The following is an 11,921-nucleotide window of genomic DNA, read 5'->3' as shown; positions in this document are numbered from 1 at the left end:
TAGGTAGTCCGTACCACGAAGGCCCCCGGCGCTTGCCGGGGGCCTTCGTCGTTCCCGGCCTCCCGGGTACGGGACAATGGAACGGTGTGGAGACAGCTGCTGCAATACACCGACACGGTCGGCCGTTCGATGGTCGGCTTCGCGGCCGTGGCGCTCGTCGTCGCCGTGGTGAGCTTCGTGGTCGGCATCGTGCAGGCCGTCTCCGGGCACGCCGCAGGTACCCTCCCGTTCTGGATGACGACGATGGGCTGCGCCGTGCTGGCCGGCGTCCTCGTCTACCTCGCGAGCCGTCGCGGCGATCTCCGGCGCCGCTGACCATCTCTCCCGGAGTTCTGTACGCCTCCGCACGGCGTGTCGCGTACACAAGTCCGGAAGAGATGGAGTGTCCCCCTTTAATGGGGCACCCGCAAGCGGGACTGTTGAGCGACCCTCAGCGGAAGTTAGGGTGACAAGGCTTCGCCCCGCCCGGAGACTCGCCCGGGGGACGGCGACGCTCTGCCGGTGACCCGACGCCGGCAGACCTGCTATCCGAGGAGGTCCCCGTGGCGTCCATGACAGAGATCCTCATCCTTCACGGCCACCTGCCCATCGAGTACTTGGACTCGGTGAGCGAGCCGGCGTCGGAGGAGTCCGTCGTGCGCGAGCTGGTCGAGCGCGGTGCCATCACACCGCTGCAGCTCGCGCGCGCCCGCGCGGCCCAGGCCGGCGCGCCCTTCGTCGAGCTCGTGGACTACCCCGTCGACCGCGCCGCGGTCGCGCTGGTGAACGGCGCGATCTGCAAACGGCACAATGTGCTGCCGATCGGCGTCGTCGACGGTGCCCTCCTGCTGGCATCCGCCGACCCGGGTGACGTCCTCGCGCTGGACGACGTCCGCGCTGCCGCCCGGATGCCCATCGTCGCCGTCGTCGCCGAGCCCACCGACCTCGCGGCCGCCATCGACCGGTACATCCGAGCCGACGACGAGCTGAACGACCTGACCACCACCCTCGAGGACGAGGCTGCGCCCGAGGAGCTGAGCTCCGCCGCGATCACCGATGAACTGGCCGATGACGAAGCGCCCATCGTCCGATTCGTGAACCTGATCGTCAGCCAGGCCATCCAGGACCGCGCCTCCGACATCCACATCGAGCCGGGGGAGCACAGCCTTCGGGTCCGTTACCGCATCGACGGCGTGCTGCATGAGATGCAGTCCGCTCCCAAGACGGTGCAGAACGGCGTCATCTCGCGGCTCAAGATCATGAGCGACATAGACATCGCGGAGCGCCGCAAGCCGCAGGACGGCCGCATGTCCGTCGTCCACGGCGGCCGGCAGATCGACCTGCGCGTCGCGACCCTCCCCACGGTGTGGGGAGAGAAGGTCGTCATGCGAATCCTGGACAACACCAACACGTCGCTCACGCTTCGCGACCTCAATCTTCTCGACCGCAACCTGGAGACGTTCAAGACGGCGTACTCCAAGCCGTACGGGATGATCCTGGTCACCGGCCCCACCGGTTCCGGCAAGTCGACCACGCTCTACACGACGCTGAACGTGGTGTCGAAGCCGGAGATCAACGTCATCACCGTCGAGGACCCCGTCGAATACCGGATGCCGGGGATCAACCAGGTCCAGGTGAACCCGAAGGCGGGTCTCACCTTCGCGAGCGCGCTGCGCAGCATCCTTCGCAGCGACCCGGATGTGGTGCTGCTCGGCGAGATCCGCGACCACGAGACGGCGCAGATCGCGATCGAAGCGTCGCTGACCGGGCACTTGGTGCTGTCGACGCTGCACACGAACGACGCCCCCAGCGCGGTGACACGTCTCACCGAGATGGACATCGAGCCGTTCCTGGTCGGCTCGGCGCTCGACTGCGTCGTCGCCCAGCGACTTGCCCGCCGGCTGTGCGAGCGCTGCAAGCAGCCGCTCGCGTACGAGACGGACGACCTGATCCGGATGCGCTTCGCGCTGGACCCGGAGGGCGAGCCGCCGATGATCTTCGGACCGGTCGGCTGCCAGGCGTGCTCGAACACCGGCTATCGGGGCCGTCTCGCCGTTCACGAAGTCATGGCCGTCACCGAGGAGATCGAGCGGCTCACCGTCGAGCGCGCGTCGAGCGCCGAGATCGGCCGGGCGGCCCGCGAGCAGGGGATGCTGACGCTCCGCGAGGACGGCTGGGAGAAAGTCAAGCTCGGTCAGACCTCGGTCGACGAGATTCTGCGCGTGGTCGCCTGAGGAAGGGATTCAAATGGCAACGGATGCGACGAACGAGGGCTGGAACGCGGCAAGGGCCGCAGAGGGCCGTCCGATCTACGAGATCCCGCTGACTCCTCCGGAGGCGCCGGGCTGGGCACGCCCGGTCTCCGGTCCTTTCGATGCGTTCGCGGACACCCTGCCTGCGTCGTTCCTGCCGTCGCCCGCGGAGGAGGCCGCACCGGCCGCACCGCCGCCGTCCCCGGCGTACGAGTTCGCGCCGGTGCCGGTGGAGCCTCCCGCGTACGTGCCGCCGGTAAGCGGGTACGAGCCGCCCGCGTACGAGCCCCCGGCACCCGTGTACCAGGCGCCGGCTCGTGCCTACCAGGCCCCGTCGTACGAGCCGTCGACGCCCGTGTACCAGCCGCCCGCAGCGGGCTATGAGTCGCCCACCGCGACCCCGACGGCTGCGCTCGCCGACCTCCCCGCGCCGGCGGCGCCTCCGGTCGCAGCGCAGCCCCCTGCTCCGGAGGTCGAGTCCGACGAGGATGGCGGCCTGCACACTCTCACCCCCGCCGAGCGCGAGACGCTGGCGGCAGCCGACAAGGAGCTGGTCGCCGCACTGCGCACGGTTGTCACTCTGAGCGCCTCCGACCTCCACGTCACGGTGGGCGCGGCGCCCATGGTGCGCATCGACGGCGCGCTCACCCCGGCGGGCTCCGCCCAGCCGTGGGGCCACGAGCGCACGCGCGAAGCCCTGTTCAGTCTCCTCGACGAGCGTCAGCGCGTCGTCTTCGAGCGGGAGCTCGAACTCGACTTCGCGTTCACGATCTCCGCGAACTCGCGTTTCCGCGTGAACATCTACCAGCAGCGCGGCTCGGTCGGTGCGGCCTTCCGTCTCATCCCCACCGAGATCAAGGGCCTGCACGAGCTGGGCATCCCCGAGAGCGTCTCCAAGCTGTCGCAGTTGCCGCGCGGACTTGTGCTGGTCACCGGCCCGACCGGTTCCGGGAAGTCGACCACGCTGGCCGCGCTCATCGACCTGGTGAACACGACCCGCGCCGACCACATCGTGACGGTCGAGGACCCGATCGAGTTCATGCACACGCACAAGAAGGCGCTCGTCAACCAGCGCGAGGTCGGGCACGACACCCACAGCTTCAACAACGCCCTCAAGCACGTCCTCCGCCAGGATCCCGACGTCATCCTGATCGGCGAGCTCCGCGACCTGGAGACCATCTCCGTGGCCCTCACGGCCGCCGAGACCGGCCACCTGGTCTTCGCGACCCTGCACACCCAGGATGCGCCGCAGACGATCGACCGTGTGATCGACGTCTTCCCGCCGCACCAGCAGCAGCAGGTGCGCGCTCAGCTCGCTGCGACCCTCCAGGGTGTGATCTGTCAGACTCTGGTCAAGAAGGCGTCCGGCCGTGGTCGCGCCGTCGCGACAGAGGTCATGCTGACGACGCCCGCCATCGCGAACCTGATCCGCGAGGGCAAGACCTACCAGATCGGCTCGATGATGCAGGCGGGCCGCGATCTGGGGATGCACACGATGGACCAACACCTCGCCGACCTCGTCGACTCGGGCGCGATCACCCGCGGAGCCGCGTTCGAGAAGGCGCACGATCCGGTCGGGCTCGACCGGCTCATCCAGCGCGTGGAGTCGCCCACAGCAGCCTCCGCGTGGGCCATCGCCGAGAGCGGCCCGGACTTCGGCGACCGCTACTCCGGGACGGTGCGCTGATGGCCGGCTCGGCGACCTTCGCGTACGCGGGCCGCACCAATGCCGGGAAGCTCGTCAAAGGCAAGCTGGACGCGCCCAGTGAGGGCGCGGTGGTCGTCCGGCTGCGGGCGATGGGCCTCAGTCCTGTCTCCATCCAGGAGTCGTCGGCCGGCACGGGACTCCAGAAGGAGATCTCCATCCCCGGCTTCCAGAAGGTCGTGAAGCTCAAGGACCTCGCCGTGATGAGCCGTCAGATGGCGACCATGATCGGCTCCGGCCTGTCGCTGCTGCGGACGCTGAACATCCTGGCCGACCAGACCGAGTCGAAGCGGCTGAAGGAGATCCTCGGCCAGGTGCGGGACGACGTCGAGGACGGCACGTCGCTGTCGTCGGCGATGGCGAAGCACGACGTAGACTTCCCGCCCTTGATGATCAGCATGGTGCGGGCGGGCGAGACCGGCGGCTTCCTCGACAACGCCCTGTCCTCGGTGGCGGAGAACTTCGAGAAGGAGGTCAAGCTCCGAGCCACGATCAAGTCGGCGATGACCTACCCGGTCGTCGTGCTGGTGATGTCCCTCGTCTCCGTCGTGGTGATGCTGATCTTCATCGTCCCGATCTTCAAGAACATGTTCCAGAGCCTGGGCGGTCAGCTCCCGCTGCCGACGCAGATCCTCGTCAACCTGTCCGCGGCGATGGTGTGGCTCGGCCCGCTTCTCGCCGTCCTCATCATCGGCACGGTGCTGTGGTGGCGGGTCAACAAGAACAACGAGAACGTCCGCAGGCGCACCGACCCCATCAAGTTCCGGATACCCGTGTTCGGCGCCCTCAACAAGAAGATCGCCATCGCGCGGTTCTCGAAGAACCTGTCCAACATGATCGGCGCAGGCGTGCCGATCCTGCAGGCCCTCCACATCGTGGGCGCGACCTCGGGCAACTGGGTCATCCAGAACGCGCTGGAGGAGGTCGCCGACTCGGTGCGAAAGGGCGAGTCCATAGCCAAGCCCATGTCACGGGTGGACGTGTTCCCGCCGATGGTCACCCAGATGATCGCGGTGGGCGAGGACGCCGGCTCGCTGGAGACGATGCTGGACAAGATCGCGGTGTTCTACGACAACGAGGTCGAGTCGATGACCGAGGCGCTGACGTCCCTCATCGAGCCGCTCCTGATCGCCTTCCTCGGAGTCGTGATCGGCGGCATGATCGTCGCGCTCTACATGCCGATCTTCCAGATCGCCACGCTGATCCACTAGGGCGTGCGCCTTCCGGGTCGTGACAGCCCCTCAACTGGGGACAAAAACATCAAGAATACCCCCCACATGCGGGATTATCTTGGATCTTTCCTCAGAAATAGCATCGGTCTCGATCGGGAGTCTCCTAGCCCGGTCTCCCGACACCCGACCGAATGGACACTGCAATGTACTTCCGACTCATGGGCACGCTGAACAACCGTCGTAAGGCCCTGCTGCAGGGCGAGGAGGTCGAGAAGGGCTTCACCCTGATCGAGCTCCTCGTCGTCGTGATCATCATCGGCATCCTCGCCGCGATCGCGATCCCGGTGTACCTGGGCATCCAGGACAACGCCAAGGACAGCTCGGCCCAGTCCGACGTCGTCAACCTCAAGACCGCCGTGGTCAGCATGCAGACGGGCACCGGTGCCCTGCCGACGCCCTCCACCCTTGTGGTCGACTCCACTGGAAAGATCCTCACCACCGCTGCGATCAGCGGTGGTGCCAGCCTCAGCAACAACACGCAGAGCCTGAGCTACACCCCGGGAACCGGCAGCCAGTTCTGTGTCGAGGCGACGAGCATGAGCACCAATCACACCGTGTTCTACGCGACCGACTCCAGCGGGGCGACCAAGACCAAGCCGACCGGCAGCGTCTGCCCGTAATGCCGGCGCCGGGTAGGGCGGCAGCGCCTGCGGCAGCAGTCCTACCCGGCTTTTGTCCCCGTTTTGGCGGACAAAACCATACTGAGAGCCCCTCAACTGGGGCCACCGAAATGCTTTAAACCCCCCACTCGCGGGATTAAGTTGCACGTTTCCCGCGAAATAGCATCGAACCCGATCGGGATCGTTTCGCACCCGGTCTGCCCCAGAAGTTCTCCGACCGATTGGAAACCTGCGATGTATTTCCGCCTCATGGGCACGCTCAACGCCCGCCGCAAGGCCCTCCTTCAGGGCGAAGAGGTCGAGAAGGGCTTCACCCTGATCGAGCTCCTCGTCGTCGTGATCATCATCGGCATCCTCGCCGCGATCGCGATCCCGGTGTACCTGGGCATCCAGGACAACGCCAAGGACAGCTCGGCCCAGTCCGACGTCGTCAACCTCAAGACCGCCGTCGTCAGCATGCAGACGAGCACCGGCGCCCTGCCGACCTCCACCGCTGTGATCGACTCCACTGGAAAGATCCTCACCCCGGAAGCGATCAGCGGTGGTGCCAGCCTCAGCAACAACACGCAGACCCTGAGCTACGTCCCGGCTGCCGCGGGGAGCGGCTTCTGCGTCACTGCTACGAGCATGAGCAGCGGTCACACCGTGTTCTACGCGACCGACTCGACCGGCGCGTCGAAGACCAAGCCAGCCGGCTGCTGATCCGCGGTGGGCGGATGGTCGTGATCCCACGGCTGTCCGCCCACCTTTCGCCTTTTCCGGCGAACATGCCCCACCCACACCCCGAGAGACCCGAAATCGAAGGGAGGTGAACCCGTGAAGAAGTACTCCCGTCTCGTCCGAGACGACTCCGGCTTCACACTGATCGAAGTGATGGTCGCCATGCTTCTGCTGGTCGTCGTCGCCCTGGCACTCGTGCCGGCGTTCGTCTCCCAGATGCGGGCCACCTCCACCAACACGACGATCGCCACGGCGAGCCAGCTCGCCGGTCAGCAGATCGACGACGCGCAGAGTCGTGCCGCAACCTGTGCCGCCCTGCAGGCGTATCAGACCGAGACCGTGGCCCCCGTGGTCGACGGTCGCGGGGTGAGCCTGCAGCCCCACCGGATCGTCACGCTGCCGTGCCCGGCCTCGTATCCGAGCACCATCCAGGTCCAGGTCACCGTGACCAAGTCGGGCAGCTCGGCCGTCATCGCCTCGGTCACGACCCTGGTCCTCGTCAAGGCGGCATCGTGATTCGCCGGGGCGCCGACAAGGCGGACGAGGGGTTCACGCTGATCGAGCTCATCGTCGCCTCCGCGCTGACGATCCTGGTCGTCGTCGCGGTGGGCGGCCTCCTGATCAGCGCGAACAAGGCGCAGACGAGCACCCGCGCCGCCACGGCGTCGGCGACACTCGGCCAGCTGGTCGCCCGCTCAGTGACGCAGGGCGTCGCGAATGCGACGGCCGTGACGGTCACCACCGACCCCGTCTCCGGCGCGCAGCTGCTCCAGGCCCGGGTCTATTCGATGACGGCGGCCAGCGACCCCACTCAGACCAATGCCTCCATCGGCTGCAGCGCCTGGTACTTCAACCCGGCCGGGGGAGGCTCCATCTACGTCAAGACCGTCTTTCCCGCGGCTGCGATCGCAATGCCGACCGGCGCGCCCGACTCGACCTGGGAGATCATCGGAAGCGGTCTCGGCGCGAACGTCGCCGCCGCCCAGTCGTCCACGGTCTTCGCCACCCCGAACGGAACGCGCGTCGACCTGAAGTTCGATGTCGTGAACGGGTCGCAGAAGCCCGTCCACATCGAGACCACCGTCCACATCGCCAACACGACACCTGTGAGCTCGCCATGCTTCTGATCCGTCGCCTCTCCGTGCGCCTCCCTCGTCGCAGCGACGAGCGGGGCGGGGCGCTCGTGGCCGTGATCGGCGTCGCCGCCGTGCTCATGGCGTTCCTGCTGCTGGGAAGCAGCATGGTCGTGACGTCGTTCCGCTACAGCGACACGAGCCGTGCGGCCGTCCAGGCCCAGGCCGCGGCCCAGGCCGGCGTCGCCGTCGTTGCGGCCCAGATGAGCCAGGGCGCCTGCACACTGCCGTACACCAGCAGCGTGACCCCCAAGTACTCGGTGACGCTGTCGTACCAGCGCACGGTCACCGGCACGACCTGGATCACCGGCTGCCCGTCGATCGCCAGCGACGTCAACAAGGTCAAGATCGTCTCCGTCGGCACGGCTTCGGCGTGGTCCGCGATCACCCGGACCGTGGAGACCATCTACAACTACATCCCGTTCACCCCCGGACAGTCGATCCAGGGCTCCGGAGCCGCCGTCTACGGCTACGGCGTCACGGACTCCACGATCACCAACCTCACGATCACCCAGAGCGGTACCAACAGCCCGGGCATCGAGTTCAGAAGCGGTAACGCGAGTTGCCAGACCGGCGGGACCATCCAAGGCGATGTCATCCTCGGGTCGGGCTCCTACCAGTCTCCGAGCGGATGCACCATCAACGGCGACCTGTGGGCCTCCAACACCGTGCAGGTCGGCAACAAGAGCGTCATCACGGGCAACGTGCACGGCAGTGGGACCGGTTCGCCCATCGTCACGGTCGCGAACGGTGCGCAGGTGAACGGGAACGTCACGTCGTCCGGTCCGGTGAGCATCGTCGGGAGCGTCGGCGGCAGCGTCATCGCCGGGCCTGCGGGCGGCCAGTCGACGGTCTCGGGAAGCGTCGGCGGCACGTTCCAGACCGCGGGCACCGTGTCGGTCTCCGGGGGCGGCCTCCCCGCCTCCCGCATCACTCAGAATGTGTCCGGTATCGTGACGCCGACCCCACCGACGGTCCCGAACTGGGTCGACTTCGCGTACCACCACAGCGACTGGGCGAACTCGTCAGGCGTCCTCTGGCCGGAGTCCGTGCCGGCCACCTGCAATGGCCCCGATGTCGCCGCCGCCATCAACGCGGCGATCACCCCGACCGTCGTGCTCGCCAACTCGAAGTGCCCGCTCGGCATGGTGAGTCTCACGGGCAGCGGCAGCAACATCACCCTGAAAGCCGACGTCGCACTGATCACCGACGCGTTCGACCTCAAGAGCCTGACGATCACGTCCGCGCCGGGGACGGGCACGCACCGGCTCTACATCGTGACGCCCGACTCGCTGAAGGACTCCGCGCCCACCTGCCCGACTCAAGCGCTCACGACCAAGATCGAGAACCAGGTGGTCAACGACGCGACCGCGCCGATCATGATCTATACGCCGTGCGTGCTGGCCAATACCGGAAGCACCTGGTGGGGGCAGATCTACTCCGCGGGCGTCGGGTTCAACAACTCGTACACGCTCAACTTCGTCTCGATGGGATTGCCGGGCGTGAACTTCAACGACGGCACCTACAGCCCGCCCACTCCGCCCGTCCCCGGACACCTCGACACGGTGTTCTCCACCAGGAACATCTCGGGGTAGGGGTCGCTCATGGTCGTCGTCGCCGCCGTCTTCGGCTCGCTCATCGGATCGTTCCTCAACGTGGTCGTGTACCGCGTCCCCGCAGGACTCTCGATCATGCGGCCGGCAAGCGCGTGCCCGTCGTGCCGCAGCGCCATCCGGCCGTACGACAACATCCCGGTGCTCTCCTGGCTTCTGCTCCGAGGCCGCTGCCGTGACTGCCGGGTTCGCATCCCCGTGCGATATCCGCTGGTCGAGCTGGGCACCGCCCTGCTGTTCGCAGTGGTGGCCTTCGCCTTCCTCGGACCGCTCCGCGTGCCGGGCCGCCCGCTCGCCGCGACCATTCTGGAACTCCTCGCCTACCTCTGGCTCGCGGCGGTGAGCGTCGCACTCGCCATCATCGATGTGGAGACGCATCGGCTCCCCGACCGGATCGTGTTCCCGACGGCCATCGCCGTGGTCGTGCTGCTGGCCGCTGCAGCGGTCGTCGACGGCGACGGGATGCGGCTCGTGCAGGCAGTCATCGGGGGCGTCGCGCTCTTCGCCTTCTACCTGATCCTGGCCCTCGTCCGGCCAGGCGGCATGGGTTTCGGCGACGTCAAGCTCGCGGCCGTGCTCGGCTTCGCACTCGGCTGGGCCGGCTGGGCGCAGCTCGTGGTCGGCGCGTTCGCCGCCTTCGTGCTCGGCGGGATCTTCAGCATCGCCCTGCTCGCTGCGAACCGCGTGAAGCGTACCGGAGGCATCCCCTTCGGCCCGTGGATGCTCGCGGGCGCCTGGGTGGGAATCCTTTTCGGTGCGGCCGTGGTCGCAGCGTACTTCGCAATGATCGGCGTCTAGTGATGGCGTCGGAAGGGAGACAGCTCGATGGCTAAGACGATCGTGGGTGTGGACATCGGATCGACGACGATCCGCGCCGTCGAGCTCGGCGACCCCGGCAAGCCCCGGCCGACCCTTCTGCGTTACGCGGAACTCCCGCTCACCGAAGGGGCGGTCAGCCGCGGCGAGGTGCTGGAGCCGAACACCGTCGGCGGCCTGCTCAAGCAGCTCTGGAGCGTCGGCGGCTTCAAGAGCCGCCGGGTGGTGCTCGGGATGGGCAACCAGCGGGTGCTCGCCCGCGACCTGAGCGTCCCCACGGCATCGCGCCAGCGCATCCGGGAGTCCCTCCCGTTCGTCGCGCAGGAGATGCTGCCGGTGCCGGTCCAGGACGCGCTGCTCGACTTCTACCCCGTCTCCGAGTCGATGACCGAGAACGGCCCGACGACGCACGGGCTGCTCATCGCCGCAGTCAAGGAGGCCGTGGTCGGCAACGTCAAGGCGGTTCAGGCCGCCGGCCTCACCCCGGTGGAAGTGGATCTCATCCCCTTCGCACTGGACAGGCTGATGCTCGCCCGGCCTCGTGTGAAGGGGACCATCGCGCTCGTGGATGTCGGTGCGAGCACCACGACCGTGGTCGTCGCCGCTGACGGCGTCCCGCAGTTCGTCCGCATCATCGCAGCGGGCGGATCGGACGTGACGACCGGCCTCGCGGCGAGACTCGGCGTGGCGCCGGAAGAGGCCGAGCGTCTGAAGCGCACACACGGCATCGCGCCGGACCCGTCCGCTCCCGAAGGTCAGACTGTCGCAGGCGCCGTGATGGAGCTCGTCGCCGACCTGCTCGTGAGCCTTCGGAACACGATCTCGTACTACTCCAACACCCGGCCGACCCATCCGGTCGCGGGGATCATGCTCACGGGCGGGGCCTCGCAGCTCCCTGGCTTCCCGAACGCCGTGGCGGATTACACGCGGGTCCCTGCGGTGCTCGGCGACCCGTTCACGTCGGTGGCGCTCTCCCGCAGCCTCGACGCGCAGCGCCTGCGCCACGACCAGGCGGCCATCACTGTGGCACTCGGATTGGCGATGGGAAGTGAGGCAGCGTGACCACCGAACTGACTCGGCAGGGCGACGCGGCGCCCGAGCCCGACGGCGGTAAGCGCCGTCGTCACCCGAAGGAAGGGGCGCCCTCGAAGGCGCAACGGACGCCGAAGGGCAGGGGAGCCAAGAAGGACGAGGCCGCCTCCGCGCACCAGGGACCCTCGGTCCTGCGCGAGGAGCCCAGAGTCGACCTCCTCCCTCCCGAGGTCAAGACCTCGCGGCGTCACGATGCGATCGCCCGGCGACTGGTCCTCGCGCTCGTCGTCGTGATCGTCCTCGTCGCCGCTGCCATCGGCGGAAGCACCTTCCTCGCGCTGCAGGCCGGCTCCACTCTCGCCGCGGCCCAGCAGCAGACCACCGCGCTCACCTCGCAGCAGCAGAAATACGTCGGCGTCCGCCAGGTCCAGAACCAGATCGCGCTCGCAAAGGCCGGCCAGGAGGTCGGGGCGTCGACCGAGATCGACTGGACCGCGTTCCTCAGCAAGGCGCGGGCCACGATCGGCGGCGGACTGTCGCTCTCCGGCATCACGATCGACTCCGCGTCCCCGCTCGCCGCCTATCAGCAGTCGGCGGTGCCGCTCGAGGGTGCTCGCGTCGCGACCGTCACCATCGACGTGCACGCCACGAACCTCGACGAGGTCTCGGCCTGGCTCGCGCAGCTCGCGGCTCTTCCCTCGGTCACCGACGTCTCACCGGCGTCGATCACCCTCGACCAGTCGGGATACACGGCCTCAGCGATCATGCACCTGGACGCGTCGGCCTTCGACGGCCGCTTCGCCACGAAGGGAAAGTGAC

The 11,921-nt window shown here is 67.8% G+C and carries 12 protein-coding genes; all 12 read left to right on the top strand.

The features are described from left to right. Window positions 1–84 precede the first annotated feature (84 nt). The 12 genes from ACFRFH_RS01970 to ACFRFH_RS01915 all read left to right on the top strand — a co-directional run bounded on the left by ACFRFH_RS01970 (window position 85) and on the right by ACFRFH_RS01915 (window position 11,920). Entirely contained in the window at window positions 85–315 is a 231-nt protein-coding gene (locus ACFRFH_RS01970; protein WP_345834026.1) for a hypothetical protein, read from the top strand. A 227-nt stretch (window positions 316–542) separates the two neighbouring features. Beyond that, window positions 543–2,213 carry a GspE/PulE family protein gene (locus ACFRFH_RS01965; RefSeq protein WP_382461327.1) on the top strand — a complete coding sequence of 557 codons (1,671 nt, stop codon included), beginning with the start codon at window positions 543–545 and terminating at the stop codon, window positions 2,211–2,213. A gap of 13 nt (window positions 2,214–2,226) precedes the next feature. Next, on the top strand, window positions 2,227–3,918 hold the full coding sequence (locus ACFRFH_RS01960) for a type IV pilus twitching motility protein PilT (protein WP_382461326.1): 1,692 nt from the start codon (window positions 2,227–2,229) through the stop codon (window positions 3,916–3,918). Next, window positions 3,918–5,147 (top strand): type II secretion system F family protein, encoded by a 1,230-nt coding sequence (locus tag ACFRFH_RS01955; RefSeq protein WP_382461325.1) that lies wholly within the window; start codon window positions 3,918–3,920, stop codon window positions 5,145–5,147. The genes ACFRFH_RS01960 and ACFRFH_RS01955 overlap by 1 nt, the downstream gene beginning before the upstream one ends. A gap of 164 nt (window positions 5,148–5,311) precedes the next feature. Then, window positions 5,312–5,788, top strand: a complete 477-nt coding sequence (locus ACFRFH_RS01950) for a type II secretion system protein (protein ID WP_382461324.1) — start codon at window positions 5,312–5,314, stop codon at window positions 5,786–5,788. Between the two features lie 234 nt (window positions 5,789–6,022). Beyond that, a complete protein-coding gene (locus ACFRFH_RS01945; protein WP_382461323.1) occupies window positions 6,023–6,490 on the top strand; it encodes a type II secretion system protein in 468 nt (155 codons plus the stop codon). A 114-nt stretch (window positions 6,491–6,604) separates the two neighbouring features. After that, entirely contained in the window at window positions 6,605–7,024 is a 420-nt protein-coding gene (locus ACFRFH_RS01940; protein WP_382461322.1) for a prepilin-type N-terminal cleavage/methylation domain-containing protein, read from the top strand. Then, window positions 7,021–7,635, top strand: a complete 615-nt coding sequence (locus ACFRFH_RS01935) for a type II secretion system protein J (protein WP_382461321.1) — start codon at window positions 7,021–7,023, stop codon at window positions 7,633–7,635. Before ACFRFH_RS01940 ends, ACFRFH_RS01935 begins: the two co-directional genes overlap by 4 nt. Next, window positions 7,626–9,236, top strand: coding sequence for a hypothetical protein (locus ACFRFH_RS01930; RefSeq protein ID WP_382461320.1), 1,611 nt, complete (start codon window positions 7,626–7,628; stop codon window positions 9,234–9,236). Before ACFRFH_RS01935 ends, ACFRFH_RS01930 begins: the two co-directional genes overlap by 10 nt. A 9-nt stretch (window positions 9,237–9,245) precedes the next feature. Beyond that, complete coding sequence (locus ACFRFH_RS01925; RefSeq protein WP_382461319.1) at window positions 9,246–10,052, top strand: prepilin peptidase; 807 nt, start codon at window positions 9,246–9,248, stop codon at window positions 10,050–10,052. A gap of 27 nt (window positions 10,053–10,079) precedes the next feature. Further along, window positions 10,080–11,132, top strand: a complete 1,053-nt coding sequence (gene pilM, locus ACFRFH_RS01920) for a type IV pilus assembly protein PilM (protein ID WP_382461318.1) — start codon at window positions 10,080–10,082, stop codon at window positions 11,130–11,132. Further along, complete coding sequence (locus tag ACFRFH_RS01915; protein ID WP_382461317.1) at window positions 11,129–11,920, top strand: hypothetical protein; 792 nt, start codon at window positions 11,129–11,131, stop codon at window positions 11,918–11,920. The genes pilM and ACFRFH_RS01915 overlap by 4 nt, the downstream gene beginning before the upstream one ends. Window position 11,921: the final 1 nt, after the last annotated feature.

This window comes from Leifsonia sp. NPDC056824, assembly GCF_042789575.1.
In the GTDB taxonomy this organism is placed as follows: Bacteria; Actinomycetota; Actinomycetes; order Actinomycetales; family Microbacteriaceae; genus Leifsonia.
The sequence above is the reverse complement of the archived record's forward strand: the minus strand, read 5'-3'. Positions and strand labels throughout refer to the sequence as shown.

What these genes read in the sequence shown, in the direction of transcription:
- ACFRFH_RS01960 (WP_382461326.1), top strand. Translation starts at nt 2,227, where the DNA reads ATGGCAACGGATGCGACGAACGAGGGCTGGAACGCGGCAAGGGCCGCA.
- ACFRFH_RS01955 (WP_382461325.1), top strand. Translation starts at nt 3,918, where the DNA reads ATGGCCGGCTCGGCGACCTTCGCGTACGCGGGCCGCACCAATGCCGGG.
- ACFRFH_RS01950 (WP_382461324.1), top strand. Translation starts at nt 5,312, where the DNA reads ATGTACTTCCGACTCATGGGCACGCTGAACAACCGTCGTAAGGCCCTG.
- ACFRFH_RS01945 (WP_382461323.1), top strand. Translation starts at nt 6,023, where the DNA reads ATGTATTTCCGCCTCATGGGCACGCTCAACGCCCGCCGCAAGGCCCTC.
- ACFRFH_RS01930 (WP_382461320.1), top strand. Translation starts at nt 7,626, where the DNA reads ATGCTTCTGATCCGTCGCCTCTCCGTGCGCCTCCCTCGTCGCAGCGAC.
- ACFRFH_RS01925 (WP_382461319.1), top strand. Translation starts at nt 9,246, where the DNA reads ATGGTCGTCGTCGCCGCCGTCTTCGGCTCGCTCATCGGATCGTTCCTC.
- pilM (WP_382461318.1), top strand. Translation starts at nt 10,080, where the DNA reads ATGGCTAAGACGATCGTGGGTGTGGACATCGGATCGACGACGATCCGC.